The organism is Rhizobium deserti (assembly GCF_004358025.1).
GTDB classification, from domain to species: Bacteria; Pseudomonadota; Alphaproteobacteria; order Rhizobiales; family Rhizobiaceae; genus Neorhizobium; species Neorhizobium deserti.
In genome coordinates this window covers 710,271-730,424 of sequence record NZ_SMTL01000002.1, presented here as the reverse complement: position 1 = coordinate 730,424, position 20,154 = coordinate 710,271, and the positions used below count along the sequence as shown (strand labels likewise).

Here is a 20,154-nt window from a genome sequence, read left to right as displayed (position 1 = left end):
ACAGGTACGGTGAAGCGAATTGCTCAGGAAAGGGTGGAACCAGCTTCGTCGCCCCGTCCGCTTATCATTTCATTAACCATAAAAATTTACTCCTTGATCATCTCTCGACGCATCAAGGACGTAGTGAATGTCGATTTCCCGCCGCGGTTTTCTTGCCGGCCTGCCGCTCATGCTGGCCGGCTGCGCTTCCAGTTATAATGAACAATCCAATTATGCCGCTGTGCCCAGTGAGGAATTCCCGCTGCGCCAGGTGCCGATCGACAGGATCAAGCCGGAACTGCGCCGCACCGAAGTGGCCTATGCGACCACCAGCCCGGCTGGCACGGTGATCGTCAACACGCCGGAGCGGCGCGCCTATTACATCCTCGGCGATGGCCGGGCGATCCGCTATGGCGTCGGCGTCGGCCGCGAGGGATTGGCGTTGTCGGGTGATGCTTATGTCGGACGCAAAGCGGAATGGCCGACCTGGACGCCGACGGCCAATATGATGCGCCGCGAACCGCGTTACCGGGAGCTGGCAGGCGGCATGCCCGGCGGCCCGATGAACCCGCTCGGCGCCCGCGCCATGTATCTCTACCGTGGCGGCAATGATACCCATTTCCGCATTCACGGTACCAATCAGCCGGAATCGATCGGTCACGCCATGTCGAGTGGCTGCATCCGCATGATGAACCACGACGTGATCGACCTTTACAACCGCGTCAATGTCGGTGCCAAGGTCATCGTCATCCAAGCCTGAGACGAGAATGCCCGCCGTTCAGCCACGGCGGGCTTTGCGTCACCGCGATTTCCAGGCGACGACCATCAATCCGCCGATCACGGTTATATGCTCCATCGCCACATGGAATTCCATCGTCCGGAACGGCTCTTCCATGGTCCAGAAATGATGCACGAGTGGAATGGTCAAGGCGGTGAAGACGCCGAGCGCGCCCGCACCGAGCCATGTCCATCGGTTGAGGATGACGAGCGCCGAGCCGCCGAGTTGGGTGATGATCGTCGCAATGTTGAAGGCGACGGCGGGTTCCAGTCCAAAATGCGTCATCTCGGCGACGCCGCCCTGAAAGTCGATGAGCTTCGACAGGCCGCTCCCCCAAAAGCCAAAGGTCAAAACGATCCGCGCAAGATAGCCGAACCAGGTCGTGCCGGTCAGTATCTCGATCGGATTGCCGAATGTCGTTGTTTGCGTAGTTGCCATGATAGTCCCCACAATGTTGCCCCAGCCCCATCATAGCGGCAATCGCCCCGCTGTTAAGGTGTAGCAGGCGAGATTACACCTATCAGGCGAAGTGCCTGTTTAACGCGCGCCTCAGACCAGATGTTAGAAGCCGGAAAGCACCAACTTCCCCTTTGTCCGGTTGCTTTCGATTACTGCATGCGCTTTTTTCAGATTGGCGGCATTGATAGACCCGATGACGTGCGCGAGCGTCGTGCGGATCTTCTTGGCATCGACGAGTTCGGCTACGTGGTTCAGCAGCTTGTGCTGCTCTATCATGTCGGCAGTCTGGAAGAGCGAGCGAGTAAACATCAGTTCCCAATGCACGGACAGCGCCTTGCTCTTGAACGGGCGGATGTCCATCGGCTCCTTCGGGTCGTCGATCAGCGAGAAGCGGCCCTGCGGCGCGATCAGCTCGATGATGTCGGCGACATGCTGTTCCGTCTGGGTGGTCGAGAAGACGAAGGCCGGTTGGCCGATCGCCATCTGGTTCAGCTGCGGTGCCATGGGCTTGGAATGGTCGAGCACATGATGGGCGCCGAGTTCCCGGATCCAGTCCTGCGTTTCTGGCCGTGAGCCGGTGCCGATCACGGTGACGTCGGAAAGCTGGCGCAGCAGCTGGATGGCGATCGAGCCGACGCCACCGGCACCGCCAATCACCACAACCGCATTCCAGGCGCCGGGCACCTTGTCCTGCACCTTCAAGCGCTGAAACAGGGCCTCGTAGGCGGTGATCGCCGTCAGCGGCAGGGCGGCGGCTTCCTCGAAATTCAGGCTCTTTGGCTTGAAGCCGACCAGCCGCTCGTCGACCAGGTGATATTCGGCATTGGTGCCCGGGCGGTTGATCGCCCCAGCATAGTAAACCTCGTCACCCGGCTTGAAGAGCTTGACGTCCGGGCCGACCGCCGTGACGATCCCGGCCGCGTCATAGCCGAGAATGCGGTGCTGGCCGGCTTCCACGGCTGCCGAAGCGCGGACCTTGGTATCGACGGGATTGACCGAAACGGCCTTGATTTCCACCAGCAGATCACGGCCCTTGGCTTCCGGCATGGGAAGCTCGATGTCGATCAGCGAGGTTTCGGCAGTGATGGGCTGGGGCATGTTGAAGCCGACGGCGCGCATTTCAGTCTCCTTTGCTTAGGTTGCGTGAGGTCTAGATGACGCCTATGTTTGGACTTCGCAAGAATGCACATTTTTGGCCTATAGGACCAAAAAGGATACCGTGAGGAAGACGATGTCGAAGCCGCGCGCCAAGCTCACCCTTCATTTTCCCGGCTGCCCCGTCGAATCGACGTTGAGCTTCCTGGACGGGAAATGGAAAGGCGTCATCCTCCATCATCTGCTGGAGGAGGGCACGCTGCGGTTCAACGAGCTCCGCCGCCGCATCCCCTCGGTGACGCAGCGGATGCTGACCAAGCAGCTGCGCGAACTGGAAGAAGCGGGGCTTCTGCAGCGAACGGTGTTTGCCATCGTGCCGCCGCGGGTCGATTACAACCTGACACCGCTCGGGCAGAGCCTTGAGCCGGTTGTGGCGGCACTGCGTGCCTGGGGACAGCAACACGTGGTCTGCGAAGGACGGAAATCCGTGGTTCTGCCGCAGGCCGAGACGTCTTCGAGGGCAGCAGCCTGAGCCGTGTCAGGCTGTGGCCTGGCGTTTTTCCAGGCTGACCGAAACAGCAAACACGCCAAGCCCGAGCAGTGACAGCAGAGCTCCGACATAGCCGGTGGCGGCAAAGCCCCAGCCCCAGGTGATCACCAGCCCGCCCAGCCAGGCGCCGAGCGCATTGGCAATATTGAAGGCGGAATGGTTGGAAGCAGCCGCCAGCGTCTGCGCATCGGCGGCCACGTCCATCAGTCGGGTCTGAAGCGCGGGGCCGGGCGCAAAGCCACAGCCGACCAGGAAGACGGTGATATAAAGCGCAATCGGGTATTGCGCGAAATTGGCAAAAGCCAGCATGACGACGATGTAGAAGACCATCGAGCCGCCGATCGTGCCCTTCAGCGACCAGTCTGCCAGTCGAGACCCGACGATATTGCCGACATTCATGCCGATGCCGAACAGGGCGAGCACGATCGAGACCATGCCGACCGGCAGCTGCGCCGTCTGGGTCGTGGTGGAGGCGATATAGCTGAACACGGAAAACATGCCGCCGAAGCCGATTGCGGCAATCGCGAGCGTCAGCCAGACCTGTGTGCGTCCAAAAGCGCTGAGTTCGCGCCGGATGCTCGCCCCTTCCTGCACCTTGTCGAGCGGCAGGAAATACCAGAGCAAGCCGACAGTCAGCGCGCCGATGCCGCCGACCAGGAAGAAGGCAGCCCGCCAGTTGAGCATCTGGCCCATGAAGGTCGCCAGTGGCGTGCCGGCAAGGGTCGCGATCGTCAGTCCAAGCATGACGCGCCCGACGGCCCTGGCGCGCTTGTTCGGCGGCACCATGGAGGCGGCAACCAGCGATGCCACGCCGAAATAAGCACCGTGCGGCAGGCCGGTGATGAAGCGCAGCGCCGTGAAGCTGGCAAAGCTCGGTGCCAGCGCGCTGAGGATATTGCCGAGCGCGAACAGACCCATCAGGCAGAGAAGCAGGGTGCGGCGCGGCAGCCTGGCGGAAAGCGCTGCGATGATTGGCGCACCGATGACTACCCCGAGCGCATAGGCGCTGATCACGTAACCGGCGCTTGGAATGCTCACCTCGAAGGTCGAGGCCACATCCGGCAGCAATCCCATGATGACGAATTCCCCGGTGCCGATCCCAAAGCCGCCGACCGCCAGCGCCACCTCGATCAATGCGATCGCAAGCGGTGACAGGGAGGTTGTTGGAGTGGAAGAGCCCGTCTCGGCTTCAATCGTATCTGTAGGCCGCGGGGAATCGAAAGGAACTGCGTTATCGGTCATCGCATAAAAATCTATGGAAATGTTCGATTGGAAAAAAGAAGCGGGTAGCGCGTCAATGGCGCCGACCCGCCCTGGAGGAAGTTGGTCGTCGAAACGGCCTGTCATCAACCTATCATGTTCTTGTGCGTTGCGGTAGGTCTGTGGGTATTTTCCGCTTGCTTTCACGGCAATGTGTCTGCGAATCGGCATTCTGTCGCAGCGCTTGTTGATAAGCGGGTGCGGCGCAACCATTTCACCGGATGATCCGTTGTAAGGCCTCATACCGCTTTAGGGCTTGATGCGATGAACCTGTTTGCCGTCTTCAACCGCGATGGCGGTACCTTCAAGACCACCGACATGAGCGAATATTGCGCCCGTGCGACGCAAACCTTCGAGGCGGCCGGTCACCAGATTGATTGCCATATCGTGTCCGGCGACAAGGTGGTTGAAACCATGGAAAAGGCGGCCACGACGGCCGGCGTTGAAGGGCTGATTGCCGGCGGAGGCGACGGCACCATTTCGGCGGCCGCCGGGATTGCCTGGAAGGGCGGCATTGCCCTCGGCGTTGTCCCGGCCGGTACCATGAACCTTTTCGCCCGCTCGCTGAAACTGCCGCTTGATATCTGGGAGGTGCTCGATGCGCTGGCCTATGCGAGGCCGGAAAATATCGATATTGCCAGTGCCAACGGCCGCAGCTTCGTGCACCAGTTTTCCGCTGGACTGCATGCGCGCATGGTGCGCTACCGCAACTCGATGAATTTCGCGTCCCGCCTGGGCAAGATGCGGGCAAGCACGCGGGCGGCCATCGGCGTCATGCTCAATCCGCCGGAATTCGAGGTGGAATTTTCCGCCGAGGGCCAGAGCGGCCTTCGCAAGGTGTCGGCCATCTCGGTCTCAAACAACGAGTTTGGCAGCGACCCGCTGATGTTTGCCGATAGCCTGACGCGCGGCCATCTCGGCTTCTATATCGCCGATCCGCTGACACCAGCGGGCGTCGCAAGACTCACCTTTGATATCCTGCGCGGCAGGTTGAAGGAGAATGCGGCGGTAACGGCGATGACGGCGACGGAGCTCGACCTGCATTTCCCGCGCCACCGCCACGACGTGCGCTGCGTCATAGACGGAGAGCTTCTGCCGATGAAGCGCGATGTGCATCTGCAGATCCATGCGGGCGAGTTGAAGGTGCTCGTCAACGAGCCGCAGCCGCGCGAACTAGATAATCAGGCCGGCAGCGGTATCTAGATCCGCGGCAGATAGGTTCGGTAGTCGAAATCCGAAACAGTCTGCAGATAGGCAACCGCTTCCTTGCGCTTGGTGTCGCCGTAGAGCTTCTGATAGCGGGCGCCGAAGACGTCGGCGATAAAAGGCGAGGCGGAGAAATCTTCGACCGCCGTCAGGAAATCATGCGTCAGGCGCCTGGTGCCGGCCGGCGGTTCCTGGCCCGGTTCGGTCGCTGGGCCGGGATCAAGGGTCGCGTCGAGCCCGAGCAGCATGCCGCCGAGGATGGCACTCAGCAGCAGATAGGGGTTGGCATCGGCCCCGGCGACCCGGTGTTCGATGCGTGCGGCGGCACCGTTCACATCGGGAATGCGGATTGCCGTGCCGCGATGTCCGAAGCCCCAGTCTATATCCACCGGCGCGAAGGAACCGGGCTGGAAGCGCCGGTAGGAATTGGCAAACGGCGCGAAGATTAGCTGCGCATCGCGCATGGTCTGCAGCATGCCGGCGATGACTGATTTCAGCCGCACCGGGTCTCCGCCCTTGGAATCCAGCACATTGTTTCCGTCGTAGTCGATCACGCTCACATGCACATGCAGGCCGGATCCCGCATGCTCGCTATAGGGCTTGGCCATGCAGGTGGATTTCAGCCCGTACTTGCGCGCTGCCTGTTCGGCAATGCGCTTCAGGTAGATGCAGTCGTCGGCCGCCGCCAAGGCATCGGGACGGTGCAGCAGGTTGATCTCGAACTGGCCGGGACCGAATTCGGCCGTTGTCGCATCGGCCGGCAGGTCTTGCGCTCTGGCCCATGTCCGCAGCGTCTGCAGATAATCGTCCAGCGCATCGACTGCGCTCATGTCGTAGAGCTGGAAGCCGTTCGGCTCGCCGCGATAGGTCAGTCGGGCCGGTGGTCGGGGTTGGCCCGTTTCGCGCCAGTCATCCTCGACAACGTAGAATTCCAGCTCGGTTGCGACAACCGGCGTCAACCCGCGCTCCTCGTAGCGCTTCAGAACCGAGGCAAGGATGGCGCGCGGGTCCATGAAGCTCGGCGAGCCGTCCATTTCGTGCATGGTGGCGAGCACCTGGCGCGACCCTTCCGGCGCCCAGGGCATAGGGACCAGGCTGCGCCGGTCGGGAAGGCAAAGCCCGTCCGGGTCGCCGATCGACAGCGATAGACCGGTGATGTCGTCATTGTCATCGCCCCAGATGTCCAGCGACTGGGTCGATGAGGGCAGACGCACCGTGCCGTCCCAGACCTTGTTTTCCGCCTCGATCGGGATCTGCTTGCCGCGCAGGTCGCCGTTCATGCCGACAAGCAGGATTTCGATGCGGGGCAGGGCGGTGTCGACGGCCATGAAGGATGTGTTCCTGGTTGCGGAATTCCGTTGGTAACCGATAAGAATTGGCCACACAACTTGAGGCCGGGAGACTTGCATGAACGACGCACCAGTGCTTTCCAATCTCGCCGTCATCGATGCCGCCCACCACATTCATCCCTTTTCGGACATGAAGGAGCTGAACGCCAAGGGGACGCGCATCATCGAGCGGGCCGAGGGCGTCTTCATCTACGATTCGACCGGCAAGAAATATCTCGACGCCTTTGCCGGCCTCTGGTGCGTCAATGTCGGCTATGGCCGCAAGTCGATCGCCGAAGCCGCCTACGCCCAAATGCAGGAACTGCCTTATTACAACAGCTTCTTCGGCACGACCACGCCGCCGGCGACCCTGCTTGCCCAGAAGATCGCCGCCCATACGGGTGGCAATCTCAACCGCGTTTTCTTCACCAATTCCGGCTCGGAGGCGACCGACACCTGGTTCCGCATAGCGCGGGTCTACTGGAAGGCGCTCGGCAAGATGGAAAAGACGCAAGTGATCGCCCGCAGGAACGGCTATCACGGCTCGACCGTCGCCGGCGCCTCGCTCGGCGGCATGAAGCTGATGCACGAACAGGGCAACCTGCCGATCCAAGGCGTCCACCATATCGGCCAGCCCTACTGGTATGCCGAGGGCGGTGATCTCTCGCCGGCCGAATTCGGCCTCAAGGTCGCCCGTGAGCTGGAAGCGAAGATCGACGAGCTCGGCGAAGACCGGGTCGCCGCCTTTGTGGCTGAGCCGATCCAAGGGGCAGGCGGCGTCATCATCCCCCCGGAAACCTACTGGCCGGAAATTTCCCGCATCTGCAAGGCGCGCAATATTCTGCTCGTGTCCGACGAGGTGATCTGCGGCTTTGGCCGTCTGGGCAACTGGTTCGGCTATCAGCATTACGGCGTCGAGCCGGATCTCGCGCCGATCGCCAAGGGCCTGTCCTCCGGTTACCTGCCGATCGGCGGCGTGCTGGTTTCCGACCGCGTCGCGGAGGTGATGCTCGACGAAGTCGGCGAATTTTTCCACGGCTTCACCTATTCCGGTCATCCGGTCTGCGCCGCCGCAGCACTGGAAAACATCCGGATCATCGAGGAAGAGGGGCTGGTCGAGCGGGTGCGCGACGACATCGGTCCGTATTTTGCCCAAGCCTGGAAAAGCCTGGAGGGTCACGAAGTGGTCGGCCAGGCGGAAAGCGTCGGGCTGATTGGCGGCCTGCAGCTGGCCGCCGACAAGTCGACGCGCCGCCGCTATGCCAAGCCGGATGATATCGGCACCCTGGTGCGCAATCACTGCGTCGAGAACGGCCTGATCATGCGTGCCACCGGCGATCGCATGCTCGCCTCGCCGGCCTTGACGATCAGCCATGCCGAAGTGGACGAGGTGATCGGCAAGCTGCGCCAGGCGCTCGATCACCTGCGAGACACCGTCAGGGAATGACCGCTCTTATTTTGGCAGGTCGAGAACGGCTAGACCGAACTGGTACTGGTCGCCCGGCTTGCCCCAGGCATAGCCGTAGCTCAGGATGGCCGGCTGCGCCCGTGATGGCGCAATGCCTTCGTCCTGTAGATATCCCCCGAACACCCCGTTGAAACTCTGCGGCGTCGTGCCTTCCGATCGCCGCCACACGAAGATCGCCCGGTCGAAGGAAGACAAGGGAAGAGCCCCGGTGCCCGTCGGCGGCGCTGTCAGCATGACCGGCATGGACGGCAGGTTGAAGCGCATATTGCCGGCCAGCTGCCCGTCGGATGCGACGATAACGGACTTTGTGCCCTCGGTTTTCGCGGCAATTTCCTGCGCGAGACGGTCGAAGGGAATGGCGGGGTAAGGGTAGTCACCCGTCAGCCGTGCCGAGGCTACCCGGCCGAAAAGCACGCCGGGCACGATGACCATGATGACCGCCACCACCATCCACAGCCGCTTGATGCCCGGCTGCAGGCTCAGTCTCGCCGCGTCGATCTTGAGGCTCAGATAAAGCGGCGTGATCAGAAGCACCGGCGTCAGCCACCGGTCCCGCACCTTTTCCACACCGCCGAACAGGATCATCAACACGATCAGTGCCAGCGAGATCACCAGGATCCGGCCCGTGAACCGCGTCCAGGGGCTTTCTGCCTTGAGGATGGCAACAACCCGTTCCCGGTAGCAGGCGCCGATGATCACGATCGTCAGGGCTGCAAAGCCGATCGCCGCCAATGCCAGCGAGCCCAGCCCGCGGACCATGCCGAGCGCTATATTGGCGTCGCTGCCGACCATCTTGCGCATGGTATGGCTGCTCGCCGCTTGAAAATTGTCGAGCAGCCACAGCGCATGCGGCGAGACGATGGCCAGTGCGATGACAGCGCTGACGATCAGCCGCCAGTCGAGAAGCTTTATCCGCAGATCGCGGTCGCTGACGATAGCCAGCAGTGCCGCCACCGGCACCAGCGCGAAATTATACTTGGTAATGGCACCGATGCCGAGTGCTGCGCCGAGCAGCGCAAAGGCAGCAAGCGAGGGTGCGGCAAGCGCTCGCAGCAGCGCATAAAGAAACAGCGAAGTCCCGAAGATGGCCGCAACCGTATGGCTGAGGTCGCGCTGCGCTTCGAAGGCGACCTGCGGAATGGTAAGGAGCCCGAGCGCTGCGATCACCGCCAGCCGTTTGTCGCTGATGACCTGCCGGGCAGCGAGCCAGGAGAACAGATAGGAGCAAAACAGCAGCACGTTCTTCAGCAGCGCCAGGGTCGCCAGCGACATGCCGAACAGTTGCACGGTCCCGTATTGCAGCCAGTTGTAGAAAGGCGGCTGCGAATTATAGCCGGCCAGCAGCCACTGCGAAAAATAGGTCTGCTCCGCCTCGTCGAGCTCCAGCCCGTGCGGCAGGCAAAGTCTCAGCACCACCTGCGCCAGGAAATAGATGGCGAGCACGGTGAACAGGCTCTGCCCGCGCGTCATCCAGCTTTGCTCATCCAGGGATGTCTTATGCTGCGGCAATGCGGGTCTCCGAAGGTTGGTGAAGCCGATGAGCGGGCATGTCAGCTTGCGCCGATCCAGGCATAGCCGAAGGACGCTTTGTCCCTGCCGCCGGAGAAGAGATAGGGGACAGTCAGCACCGCCGGCAGCAATCCCACGGATGGAAGGCCTAGGGCAGCGAGGAATGTTCGCACTGATTCCGGTAGCTCCGCCTTGTCGGGTTCCGCCTTCCATATCACCAGGCCTTGCGCCTTGGCGGTGGATGCCTCGAGCGGCGGAGCCTGGGTGAAGGATGGCAGCACGATGCGAGCCTCCGGTGCTGCGAGCCGCGCTGCGGCCGCCAGCGCCGGGTCTGCGGCAATGATATAGGCGGGTTCAGCGCCGAGGCCGCGTTCCGCCAGCACTTGGCGGATAAATGGCACGCTCGGCAGGTTCTCCTTGGGTTGGCGGCCGATCAGCGGTCCGACCAGATTGCCCAGCGCAAGGTAGAGCACGAAGCCGAAGGCCAGCAGCGACACCGGCCATGCCAGCCGAGCTGTGGGGCGCGCTGTTTCGGCACCGGCAGCATCGAGCTTGAGGCAGAGGTAAAGCGGCAGCAGCAGAAGGAAGGGCGACAGCCATTTCTGGCTGATCGTCGTCGCCCCGAAACCGATGCCGATCAGCCCGACCAGCACGAGGCTCATAAGCAGGGCGCGTCCGATGACGCGGGTCCAAAGCGTTTCGGTCTTCCAGGCCTGAATGAGGTCACGACGGAAGGCGATGAGGAAGAAAGCCAGGATCGGCAGCGCGCTTTCGAGCGCCGCAACGAGCAGCATGAAAAGCCCGGTCAGGCGGTCGAGCATGGGATTGCCGGTGGCGTCCGCGCGCATGGCGTCGATCGTGCCGGACGTGGCAGTCGAAACATTCTGCAGCACCCAGAGCATATGCGGCACGCATATGGCGGCGGCAAGGACGAGGGCCGGGATCAGCCGCCAGTCGAACAGCCGCTTCCGCAGCTCGGTTTCTGGCAGGATGGCGAGCAGGGCCGCCAGCGGCACGATGACGAAATTATATTTCGAGATCACCCCGATCCCGACGGCCATGCCAGTCAGCAGATAGCTCCAAAGGCTCGGTCGCGTCAGTGTCAGCAGATAGGCGTAGAAGAACAGCGACACTGCGAACATGGTCGCGACCGCATGGCTGAGATCGCGTTGCGCCAGCACGGATATCGCTGGCAGGGCCACAACGCCTAGCATGGCGGCAAACGGCAGGGCGGTATCCTTGAGAACAAGTCGGGCCGCCAGCCCGTAGAACAGGCAGCACAGCAAGAGCAGCAGGTTCTTGACGAGCGACAGCGCGAAGATCGACGGACCGAGGACATGGATCGCGCCATACTGCAGCCAGTTGTAGAAAGGCGGCTGGCGGCCATAACCCATCAGCAGGAACTGCGACTGGAAAAGCTGCTCGCCCTCGTCGGTCTGCAGCCCCTCGGAGCGAAGCACACGGGCAACGACCGCGACGACATAATAGGCCGCGATCAGCCAGAAAACGACGTCCGGGCGGCGGCTCAGCGCGTCAGTAATGCGCCGCATCGCCCTCATACACTTCCCTGACGATATAGCTGACAGCCGTGTCTTCGCGGTAATAGGTCCGGGCAATCATCTCGGCGAGGATGCCCGTCGTGATCATCTGCACGGCCGACAGGAACAGCATGACGCCAATCATGAACAGCGGCCGCGTCCCGATATCATTGCCCATGATGAACTTGTCGATGAACAGGTAGAACAGGATCACCGCGGACAGCGCGCCAATCCCAAGGCCGAGCGAACCGAAGAAGTGACCTGGCCGCGCCTTGAAGCGCATGAAGAACATCACCGACAGGAGGTCGAGGATGACGCGGAACGTGCGCGAAATGCCGTATTTCGAGACGCCGTGCTGGCGTGCATGATGGGTCACCGGCATTTCGCCGATCCGCGAGCTGGGCACCACGCCTGCCACCCAGGCCGGGATGAAGCGGTGCATTTCGCCCATCAGCTTGACCTGCTTGATGATAGAGCTGCGGTAGATCTTCAGCGAGCAGCCATAGTCGTGCAGGCGCACGCCGGTGATCCGGCCGATCAGCCGGTTGGCGATAAACGAAGGGACCTTGCGCAGCAGCAGCCCGTCCTGTCGGTTTTTGCGCCAGCCGACCAGCAGATCGAGTTCGCGTCGCTCCAGCTCCGCCACCATGGACGGGATGTCCTTGGGATCGTTCTGCAGGTCGCCGTCGAGCGTCGCGATCAACCGCCCCCGCGCATGGGTAATGCCGGCCTGCATGGCCGCCGTCTGGCCGAAATTGCGCTGCAGCGCGACGATCTTCAGGTCGAGGCCTGGCCGGTTCAAGGCTTCGCGGGCGTTGATGACGGTTGCATCGGTGCTGCCGTCATCGACCAAGATCAGTTCCCAGGCCGATGAATATCCTGCCATGGCGGCGCAAATCCGCTCGATCAGCGGCCGCACGCTTTCCTCTTCGTTGAAGAGCGGCACGACGAGGGACAGTTCGATCGGTTCGGCCGTCTCGATGAGGCCGGTCACCGACTCTGCTGTTGTACGCACCTTGTGTTTCTCCTAAACCACGGGCTCCATGAGGCCGCCATCATGGCCCCCGAAACCCGGAATTTGTCCAAAATCCCAGATGAGGCACCCTAGTATATGAAGAATTATCCCGGTGCCAGCCGCAGCGCATGGATAATTCGCCACGCTATGACGCTCGCAACCGTCGCCATCATCCTGCTCTACGCCGCCTTCATCCAGTGGGTCTGGGGCTGGAAAAGCGTGATCTCGCTGTGGAGTTCGGCGGGCTGGGGCTCGGCCATCATCGCCATGCTGCTGCTGCTTGTCACCTACGTGCTGCGCACCTGGCGGATCTACGACTACTTCCCCAAGGAGACGGCCGGACATTTCGGCATCCTGCTGCGGCTCGTGCAGGTCCATAACCTTCTCAATATCATGCTGCCCTTCCGCACTGGCGAGGTCAGCTTTCCGCTGCTGATGAAACGTGAATTCGGCTTGTCGGTAGCCCGCGGCACCGCGGCACTTTTCGTCATGCGGCTGTTCGACCTGCATGCACTCCTGGCGGCTGCCGGCACCGGCCTGGTGCTGCAGAACGGCAAAGCCTGGGCATGGGCGCTTTGGCTCGCCTTCCTGGTGCTGCCCGCACTTGCCTTCGCGCTTCGCCGCCATGTTCTGCGGATGGCGGCAAGCATATTACCGTCCAAAGCCCGCAAGCTGCTGGACGAAGTGGAAGCCGGGCTGCCGCTCAATGGCAGTGCTTTTGCCCGCGCCTGGGCCGTGACGCTCGTCAACTGGTTCACCAAGATCGCGGTGCTTGCCTGGGTGCTCGGCCTGCTCGGGGATCTATCGTTGGGCTCCAGCTTCGGCGGCGCCTTGGGCGGTGAACTATCCTCGGTCCTGCCGGTGCATGCGCCGGCCGGCGTCGGCACCTATCCGGCCGGCATCACCGCCGGCGCCGTCGCTTTCGGCGCCGACACGGCAAAGCCGATGCTCGAGGCGCTCGGCCAGGCGGCCGTCAACACGCACCTGCTGGTGATCGTGTCGTCGCTGATGGGAACCGCGCTGTCGCTGTTTTCAGCGAGGGGGAAGGCGCGGGGTTGATTCAGGCGAGCTTGAGGCCGAGATGATCGGCCATCGGCATGTAGTCCTTGTCCCGCTGTAGAAGGCTGTAGCCATTTACAATGCAATAGGTGCCGATGATGAGGTCAGGTGTCTTGCTAAGTGTTCTACCGCGCTCCCGCAGAATGCGGTAGTTACGCGCAGCTTCCACCGCCAAATTGGGAGACAGCATTGATACCGGCGCAAAATCCTGCAGCTTGCGGCGAACGTTCTCAGCATTCTTGTCATCACGAGTGCCACGCAGGATTTCGAGCAGAACGATGTCTCCGAGGATTATGTCATCGAGGTCTTCGATCTCGTCGAATTTTTGAGTTTCCGGTGTCACGACGTTATGCAGTCTGGATATCCAGACCGAACTATCGACAACGATCATTCGGCAGCATCTTTATGATGATCAGGCAGCAGTGGCTCGTTGGGATCTATATCCCGGCGCATTTCATCAAGATCGCCTTCCCAACCTAGGCCTCGCAATTCTTCCCAGGCTTTTTTACGTCTGTGATGCCGCACAAAATGCTGCAGGGCCTTTTCGACGACTGCCTTCTTCGTTTGCAGGCCGCCCAACTTCATGGCTTCAGCCAATAGGCCATTATCGATATCGATATTGGTGCGCATATTCGCCTCTGGGTGTATGATTAACCTCAATCATACACCCATGCATCGCGCTATACAATGTCACTGAAACGCTGTCTCGTAGAAGCTGCGGAGTTTCCGCGAATGCAGCGTTTCGGTGGGCATAGCCGCCAGCTTTTGCACTGCACGGATGCCGATCTGCAGATGCTGGCTGACCTGGGTCCGGTAGAAGGCAGTTGCCATTCCGGGCAGTTTCAGCTCGCCGTGTAACGGCCGGTCGGAAACGCATAGAAGCGTCCCATAAGGTACCCGGAAGCGGAAGCCGTTGGCGGCGATCGTCGCGGATTCCATGTCGAGCGCCACCGCGCGTGACTGCGAAAGCCGCTTCACCGGCCCGCGCTGATCGCGCAGTTCCCAGTTGCGGTTGTCGATCGTCGCCACCGTGCCGGTGCGCATGATCCGCTTCAGCTCGAAGCCTTCATAACCGGTGACTTCCTCGACAGCGCTTTCCAGCGCCTGCTGCACCTCGGCCAGCGCCGGGATGGGCACCCAGACGGGAAGGTCGTCGTCGAGCACGTGATCTTCCCGGACATAGGCATGGGCAAGCACATAGTCGCCAAGCCTCTGGCTGTTGCGAAGCCCGGCGCAATGGCCGACCATCAGCCAGGCATGCGGGCGCAGCACCGCCACGTGGTCGGTAATCGTTTTGGCATTGGACGGGCCGACGCCGATATTGATGAGCGTGATTCCCGCGTGGCCTTCCTTCTTCAAATGATAGGCCGGCATTTGCGGCATGCGCGTGATCAGCGGCGTTTCCGGCTTGTCGCTTCCGGCAGGCGTCATGACATTGCCGGGCTCCACGAAGGACGTATAGCCTTCGCCGCCATTGGCCATCATCGCCCGCGCCCAGGCGGCGAATTCGTCGATATAGAACTGGTAATTGGTAAACAAAACGAAGTTCTGGAAATGCTCCGCATTGGTCGCCGTGTAATGGCTCAGCCGGGCCAGCGAATAATCGATACGTTGCGCCGTAAAAGGCGCAAGCGGCGCAGGCTCGCCGGGCGACTGTTCATATTCGCCATTTGCGATCAAGTCGTCCGTATTGTTGAGGTCGGGAGTATCGAACAGGTCGCGCAGCGGCACGTCGGAAAGCGCCGCCGCAGAGCCTTCTAAATGGGCGCCTTCGCTGAACGCGAAATGCAGCGGGATCGGCGTCGTTGATTCGGATACCGTCACCGGCACGCCGTGGTTGCGCATCAGAAGATCGAGCTGCTCGATCAGGTAATGGCGGAAGAGCTTCGGCCGGGTGATCGTCGTCGTGTAGATGCCGGGGGATGTCACGTGTCCGTAGGACAGCCGCGAATCCGCATGCCCGAAGGAGGTCGTCTCGATGCTGACCTGTGGATAGCAGGCGCGGTAGCGCGCCGTAACCGGGGCGCCCTTGGCAAGCGAACCGAAGGCGCCGATCAGGAACTGCGTATTGCGTTCGTAAAGCGCGTCTAGCGCGTCGACGGCTTCAACCGCATCGTTGAAGACCTGCGGGGCGCTCGGACTGGGGCTGATGGAGGAAAGTGGGGATAAGGAAAAGATTCGTGTGTTCATGCGCCATTATAGAGAGAACTCTATGACAATCAAACGGCGTGCAATGGCGTCTTATCCTCGTCGGAAGATTTCAAAGCCATTTCGTGCACCTGCTGCCTTGTGTCTCGGCGCAGAAGGATGAAGGTGCAGCGTTGGCAGGCAAAGCCGACGGCGCTTCCTGTCTGGCAAGAGCTGCAAACAGAATAGCGAAATTGACGAAGACCAATGTGACGATGATGAACCGTGGGATAATGCCCGACATTGCCCTTGCTCCCTTTTCGACTGTTTCAGAATAGGGAGCATGCCTGAACTTCCGCTGAGACGTCAGTTCATCCGCCGTTCATCGAGGTTCAAGGAAGCGGCTGCCCACCGGTGATGGCGGGCAGCCGGATGGCCAAACTGGCTACAGGCGTGACCAGTTCTGGGTCTTGCAAAGCACTTTCATGACGCAACCCCTCATCTTCAGCGAATCGCCGGAAACCGATCCGGAGCCGCTATAGGTCTTGTCATTGGCCGGATCCGTAATCTCGCCGGTATATTCGGCGCCCTTGCCGGAAAGGGTGCCAATCTTTTTGCCTGCATGCTTGCCGGTCTTCAGCGTTACGCAATAGGCGCTGCCGCATTTGGCAATCTGGGCCGTTTCGCCGCTGGCAGTCTTCCAGTTGCCTTCGATCGCCTCGGCGGCCTGGGCTGTGACCGCAATTAGTGAAACGGCGGCTGCGAGCATCAGTCTCGGTATCTTTATCATCAGCTTTCCTCCCTTTGACGCGCTCCTTCGCATGACGAAGTCAGCGTGGCTTGTTCTTCCCGCTCCTCTTGACGGTCAGGCGTAAAGGCTAGCTTACGCGCACGTAAGGTAAACAGGGAAGGGCAGGCGGCAGAAGGTCTTTTGCGACCTTGGCACTTCGGTTTTTCTGCCGGCCGAAAATCAAAGGCTGCACTGATGGTTATCAATGGGTTGAAATGAGGATCTGAAATTTTCGTAAAAATTGAAGCAAAAGCCTTGGTCCTCAGGGCTCGTGATGTTTAACGAAAAGCCAAGTTTACCAGGTGTTTGTACTTTGTTTTCAGCGAATTAATCATGCTTTTTAGGCGTCTTTTGTCAGGTTTGCCTCATAGTGAAGCCATAAGACGAGCGGGAAACACCGCCGGCCGGAAGGATCGAAAAGCCGCTTCAAGACGGTGATCCGAAGGTAGCAAGACAGGGCAGACGACAAACAGTTTAAACAGGGATCAATACCGATGGCACGCTTTGAAATGACGACTTCTGACATGGCCACCATGGGTGGCGAGACTCGCGCCGAAACCTTCTGCGATATGGGGCTCATGTATGCGACCGGGCGCGGCTGCCCCGTCGATCTGGTCTCCGCTCACAAGTGGCTGAACATTGCAGCCATCAAAGGCTCTGACCGGGCTGCCGAACTGCGCGGCGATCTGGCCCAGACGATGACCAAGATGCAGCTTGCGGCAGCCCTGCGCGCCGCTCGCGAATGGATGACGATGCATTGAGTTCCGGTCGCCTCGGCGGTCCGGAGAAACAACAAGACAAGAAGACGCCCTAACAAGAAGACGATCAAGAGGGGACAAAGCGCCGGCGGGGAGTGGAGCCGACGCCAATAGACTAGGTCGCGACCGGCAGGAACAAGGCCGGCGCGGCCGATCTTGTTTCAGGTGATCGCCTTCAGCACCTGCGGCAGCGCTTGTTCGAGAAGCGCCATATCCTGCTCGGGACCGGTGCTGACACGAATGCAACGATTGAGCGGTGCGACGCCAGGCATGCGAATGAACACGCCTTGCTCCATCAGTCCATCGACAATGGCGCGGGCGTAAGCGCCGTCACGGCCGCAGTTGATCGCCACGAAATTCGTGGCCGATGGAAGCGGCTCCAGGCCATTTGCCCGCGCAATAGCAGCTATCCGGTCACGCGAGGCACTGATCCTGGCAATGACCTCGGAAAGATATGCCTGGTCCTGCAGCGCCGCCAGTGCTGCCGCAACACCTATCCTATTCATGCCGAAATGGTTGCGCACCTTGTCAAAGGCCCGGGCCGTTCCCGGCGTGGAAATGGCATAGCCGACCCGCGAGCCGGCAAGTCCGTAGGCTTTGGAGAATGTTCGGGTTCGGATGATGTTCGGGTGGTCGATCAGGGCCTGCAGGCCGGGAGTCGCTCCCGCCGGGCCTGTTTCGCAATAGGCTTCGTCGAGAACCAGCAGGCAGGTCTCGGGTAGTGCCTTGGCAAACGCCACAATGCTGTCGGCATCGCACCAGCTTCCCATCGGATTGTCGGGATTGGCAAAATAGACGAGCGGTGCGTTTTCCCGGCGCACGCAGTCGAGCAGGCCGTCGAGGTCTTCACGGTCGTTGATGTAAGGTGTCGTCACCAGCCGCCCGCCATGCCCGACCACGTGGAAATTGAAGGTGGGGTAGGCGCCAAGCGAGGTAACGACCGGCATGCCCGGATCGATCACCAGCCGCACGATCTGGCCGAGCAGGCTGTCTATGCCTTCGCCGATTGCAAGATTTTCGCCGGCACATCCGAGATGCGCTGCGAGCGCCTGCTTCAGTTCGAAATTTTCCGGATCCGCATATTTCCAGGTGTCTGCCGCTGCTGCGGTGATTGCTGTCATCACCGATGGCGCTGGCCCGAACCCATTCTCATTGGCGCCGATGCGCGCCTTGACGGCAAGGCCCCGGCTCCGCTCGATCGCTTCGGGACCGACAAATGGCACGGTGGAGGGAAGGGCGCTGGCAAGCGGTGTAAAGCGGGAGAATGCGGTCATCATCGGGGTCCGAGCTTCTGAACGCGGACACAATAAGAGCGATTCCCGAGCGCGCAAGGGCACATGTCGGCACTTGAGGCGCCTTGTTGCCGATCTTCAGTGCCCGCGTCAGGATCGAAGCCGGCGGCGAGACCGGAGCCGCGCCGGCCGTCTTTTCGTCAGTGGCTCGTTTCGAAGTTCAGGCGAATCACGTGATGCAGGAATTCTGCATCGATCAGCATGTTGAAGCCAACCGTCACCTTCTCTTCTTCTCGGCGGATCAGCGTGCAGCCGATCTCGTCACGAATGCCGAGAATCTCAAGAAAGAAATTGTTGGGCACCGGCAGATGCGGGCTGATCTCGAATTCGGCGCCGGCAAGCGAAATCTTGCGGATTAGGCAGCGGAACGAGGTCTTCGTGCTGAGATGGTGTCCAACGAAAATGATTTTGCCGGGTCGGTCGATCGAAAATTTCTCGAAGACCCGGTCTGGTAACGAAGCGGCATTCTGGGTGTTCGGGTTGGTGTTCAAGGGCATGTCACCCTCCTTCCTGTCTCCTCTTGATCCCACTTTATAGTCTTTCCGCTGACGCATTCTGAAACAGGTCGATAAAATGCCGCGCATCTGCGCGTTTTCGTCGCTGCGCGAGCAAAGTCCTGGTCGGCAATATCTATTGTCAGGCTCAGGCTGTTGACGGACCGGCAGGGCGGGATTACCCGTGGCAGGCACCCGGCAGGCGAGTTCGGAATGTGGAGCAGGGCGTGGCTGGCAGGTTGGTGATTGTCGGGGCAGGGCAGGCGGGATTTGCGCTTGCTGCCAAGCTCCGTGCTTTGAGGGACGTGCGGCCGATCACGATGATCGGGTCCGAAGAAGTCATCCCCTATCAGCGGCCGCCGCTTTCCAAGAAATACCTGCTCGGCGAGATGGACTTCGACCGGCTCACCTTCCGGCCGGAAAGCTGGTTTGCGGAAAACGACATCGAGATCAGGCTGTCGACCTATGTCGAAGAGATCGACCGGAAGACGAAGCGGCTTCGCATGCAGGACGGATCGACCCTGGACTATCAGACGCTGGCACTGACGACCGGTGCAGCGCCGCGCACGCTGCCGGCCAGCATCGGCGGCGATCTGGATGGCGTCTATACGGTGCGCAGCAAGCGCGACGCCGACAGGCTGGCCGGCGAAATGCGGCCTGGCCGCCGGCTGTTGATCATCGGCGGCGGTTACATCGGCCTGGAGGCCGCCGCCGTTGCCCGCCATCTCGGCCTCGAAGTGACGCTGATCGAAATGGCTGATCGAATCCTGCAGCGGGTCGCCTCCAAGGAAACCGCCGATGTCATGCGGGCCATTCACCATGAGCGGGGCGTCGTCATCCGCGAGAAGACCGGCCTGCACCGGCTGATCGGTGAAAACGGCAAGGTCTGCGTTGCCGAACTTTCGGATGGCAGCAGGATCGACGTCGATTTCGTCATCGTCGGCATCGGCGTGAGCGCCAATGATCAGCTTGCCCAGGATTGCGGCCTGGATGTCGGCAATGGAATCATTGTTGACGAATTTGCCCGCAGTTCGGATCCCTCGATCTTCGCCATGGGCGATTGCGCCATGCTGCCGTGGAAGGGCATGCGGATTCGCCTGGAATCGGTACAGAATGCCGTTGACCAGGCGGAGGCCGCAGCCCTGGTCATGGCCGGGAGCGATACGCCGTATGAGGCGAAGCCCTGGTTCTGGTCGGATCAATATGACGTTAAGCTTCAGATTGCTGGCTTCAATCTCGGCTACGACGAGACGCTGCTGCGTCCCGGCGCCCGTGAGGGCAGTGTCTCGATCTGGTACTTTCGGAACAGGCAGTTGATCGCCGTCGATGCGGTCAATGATGCCAAGGCCTATGTGACGGGAAAAAAATTGTTGGAAACCGGGCGAGAGCCCAATCGGGCTGTGCTTGCCGATCCAGCCGCTGACCTGAAGCAATTGCTGATCTAGAGGA

20 protein-coding genes are annotated in these 20,154 nt (G+C 61.0%); 7 read left to right on the top strand and 13 right to left on the bottom strand.

Translation table 11 applies throughout. The features are described from left to right. The first annotated feature begins 127 nt into the window (after nucleotides 1-127). Nucleotides 128-739: a L,D-transpeptidase gene (locus E2F50_RS09950; RefSeq protein ID WP_133315970.1), complete on the top strand. Its 612-nt coding sequence runs from the start codon at nucleotides 128-130 to the stop codon at nucleotides 737-739. A 39-nt stretch (nucleotides 740-778) separates the two neighbouring features. Here the strand turns inward: E2F50_RS09950 and E2F50_RS09945 are convergent, their stop codons facing one another. Then, a complete protein-coding gene (locus tag E2F50_RS09945; protein ID WP_133315969.1) occupies nucleotides 779-1,195 on the bottom strand; it encodes a DoxX family protein in 417 nt (138 codons plus the stop codon). 123 nt (nucleotides 1,196-1,318) lie between these two features. Then, the gene (locus E2F50_RS09940) at nucleotides 1,319-2,335 is read right to left on the bottom strand and encodes a zinc-binding alcohol dehydrogenase family protein (RefSeq protein ID WP_133315968.1); all 1,017 of its coding nucleotides are present in this window, start codon (nucleotides 2,333-2,335) and stop codon (nucleotides 1,319-1,321) included. A 112-nt stretch (nucleotides 2,336-2,447) separates the two neighbouring features. On the opposite strand from E2F50_RS09940, the gene E2F50_RS09935 reads away from it, so the two are divergent. Further along, entirely contained in the window at nucleotides 2,448-2,843 is a 396-nt protein-coding gene (locus E2F50_RS09935; RefSeq protein ID WP_133315967.1) for a winged helix-turn-helix transcriptional regulator, read from the top strand. A 6-nt stretch (nucleotides 2,844-2,849) separates the two neighbouring features. On the opposite strand, the gene E2F50_RS09930 is transcribed toward E2F50_RS09935, so the two are convergent. Continuing rightward, nucleotides 2,850-4,103, bottom strand: coding sequence for an MFS transporter (locus tag E2F50_RS09930; RefSeq protein WP_133315966.1), 1,254 nt, complete (start codon nucleotides 4,101-4,103; stop codon nucleotides 2,850-2,852). Between the two features lie 282 nt (nucleotides 4,104-4,385). On the opposite strand from E2F50_RS09930, the gene E2F50_RS09925 reads away from it, so the two are divergent. Then, nucleotides 4,386-5,324, top strand: coding sequence for a diacylglycerol/lipid kinase family protein (locus tag E2F50_RS09925; RefSeq protein WP_133315965.1), 939 nt, complete (start codon nucleotides 4,386-4,388; stop codon nucleotides 5,322-5,324). Here E2F50_RS09925 and E2F50_RS09920 read toward each other — a convergent pair. After that, a complete protein-coding gene (locus E2F50_RS09920) occupies nucleotides 5,321-6,655 on the bottom strand; it encodes a glutamine synthetase family protein (RefSeq protein ID WP_133315964.1) in 1,335 nt (444 codons plus the stop codon). The genes E2F50_RS09925 and E2F50_RS09920 overlap by 4 nt on opposite strands. A gap of 79 nt (nucleotides 6,656-6,734) precedes the next feature. On the opposite strand from E2F50_RS09920, the gene E2F50_RS09915 reads away from it, so the two are divergent. Then, on the top strand, nucleotides 6,735-8,102 hold the full coding sequence (locus tag E2F50_RS09915; protein WP_133315963.1) for an aspartate aminotransferase family protein: 1,368 nt from the start codon (nucleotides 6,735-6,737) through the stop codon (nucleotides 8,100-8,102). A gap of 6 nt (nucleotides 8,103-8,108) precedes the next feature. Here the strand turns inward: E2F50_RS09915 and E2F50_RS09910 are convergent, their stop codons facing one another. Genes E2F50_RS09910 through E2F50_RS09900 form a run of 3 tightly spaced genes read right to left on the bottom strand, consistent with a single transcriptional unit; the run spans nucleotide 8,109 to nucleotide 12,185 of the window. Next, entirely contained in the window at nucleotides 8,109-9,632 is a 1,524-nt protein-coding gene (locus E2F50_RS09910) for an ArnT family glycosyltransferase (RefSeq protein ID WP_161974075.1), read from the bottom strand. A 41-nt stretch (nucleotides 9,633-9,673) separates the two neighbouring features. After that, entirely contained in the window at nucleotides 9,674-11,182 is a 1,509-nt protein-coding gene (locus E2F50_RS09905; protein ID WP_161974073.1) for an ArnT family glycosyltransferase, read from the bottom strand. After that, nucleotides 11,166-12,185: a glycosyltransferase family 2 protein gene (locus tag E2F50_RS09900; RefSeq protein ID WP_133315960.1), complete on the bottom strand. Its 1,020-nt coding sequence runs from the start codon at nucleotides 12,183-12,185 to the stop codon at nucleotides 11,166-11,168. Before E2F50_RS09900 ends, E2F50_RS09905 begins: the two co-directional genes overlap by 17 nt. A 96-nt stretch (nucleotides 12,186-12,281) precedes the next feature. On the opposite strand from E2F50_RS09900, the gene E2F50_RS09895 reads away from it, so the two are divergent. Further along, on the top strand, nucleotides 12,282-13,244 hold the full coding sequence (locus tag E2F50_RS09895) for a lysylphosphatidylglycerol synthase transmembrane domain-containing protein (RefSeq protein ID WP_133315959.1): 963 nt from the start codon (nucleotides 12,282-12,284) through the stop codon (nucleotides 13,242-13,244). A gap of 1 nt (nucleotide 13,245) precedes the next feature. Here the strand turns inward: E2F50_RS09895 and vapC are convergent, their stop codons facing one another. The 4 genes from vapC to E2F50_RS09875 all read right to left on the bottom strand — a co-directional run bounded on the left by vapC (nucleotide 13,246) and on the right by E2F50_RS09875 (nucleotide 16,161). Continuing rightward, on the bottom strand, nucleotides 13,246-13,635 hold the full coding sequence (vapC, locus tag E2F50_RS09890) for a type II toxin-antitoxin system VapC family toxin (RefSeq protein WP_133315958.1): 390 nt from the start codon (nucleotides 13,633-13,635) through the stop codon (nucleotides 13,246-13,248). Continuing rightward, nucleotides 13,632-13,874 carry a type II toxin-antitoxin system VapB family antitoxin gene (locus E2F50_RS09885; RefSeq protein ID WP_133315957.1) on the bottom strand — a complete coding sequence of 81 codons (243 nt, stop codon included), beginning with the start codon at nucleotides 13,872-13,874 and terminating at the stop codon, nucleotides 13,632-13,634. Before E2F50_RS09885 ends, vapC begins: the two co-directional genes overlap by 4 nt. A 60-nt stretch (nucleotides 13,875-13,934) precedes the next feature. Further along, nucleotides 13,935-15,434: an AMP nucleosidase gene (amn, locus tag E2F50_RS09880; RefSeq protein WP_133315956.1), complete on the bottom strand. Its 1,500-nt coding sequence runs from the start codon at nucleotides 15,432-15,434 to the stop codon at nucleotides 13,935-13,937. 382 nt (nucleotides 15,435-15,816) lie between these two features. Further along, nucleotides 15,817-16,161 carry a DUF2147 domain-containing protein gene (locus tag E2F50_RS09875; RefSeq protein WP_133315955.1) on the bottom strand — a complete coding sequence of 115 codons (345 nt, stop codon included), beginning with the start codon at nucleotides 16,159-16,161 and terminating at the stop codon, nucleotides 15,817-15,819. 494 nt (nucleotides 16,162-16,655) lie between these two features. Between E2F50_RS09875 and E2F50_RS09870 the strand changes: the two genes are divergently transcribed. Then, on the top strand, nucleotides 16,656-16,922 hold the full coding sequence (locus tag E2F50_RS09870) for an SEL1-like repeat protein (RefSeq protein ID WP_133315954.1): 267 nt from the start codon (nucleotides 16,656-16,658) through the stop codon (nucleotides 16,920-16,922). Between the two features lie 158 nt (nucleotides 16,923-17,080). On the opposite strand, the gene E2F50_RS09865 is transcribed toward E2F50_RS09870, so the two are convergent. Beyond that, nucleotides 17,081-18,193, bottom strand: coding sequence for a pyridoxal phosphate-dependent aminotransferase (locus tag E2F50_RS09865; RefSeq protein WP_133316397.1), 1,113 nt, complete (start codon nucleotides 18,191-18,193; stop codon nucleotides 17,081-17,083). Nucleotides 18,194-18,351: 158 nt separating this feature from the next. Continuing rightward, on the bottom strand, nucleotides 18,352-18,708 hold the full coding sequence (locus tag E2F50_RS09860; RefSeq protein ID WP_133315953.1) for a hypothetical protein: 357 nt from the start codon (nucleotides 18,706-18,708) through the stop codon (nucleotides 18,352-18,354). Nucleotides 18,709-18,932: 224 nt separating this feature from the next. On the opposite strand from E2F50_RS09860, the gene E2F50_RS09855 reads away from it, so the two are divergent. Next, nucleotides 18,933-20,150, top strand: coding sequence for an NAD(P)/FAD-dependent oxidoreductase (locus E2F50_RS09855; protein WP_133315952.1), 1,218 nt, complete (start codon nucleotides 18,933-18,935; stop codon nucleotides 20,148-20,150). Nucleotides 20,151-20,154: the final 4 nt, after the last annotated feature.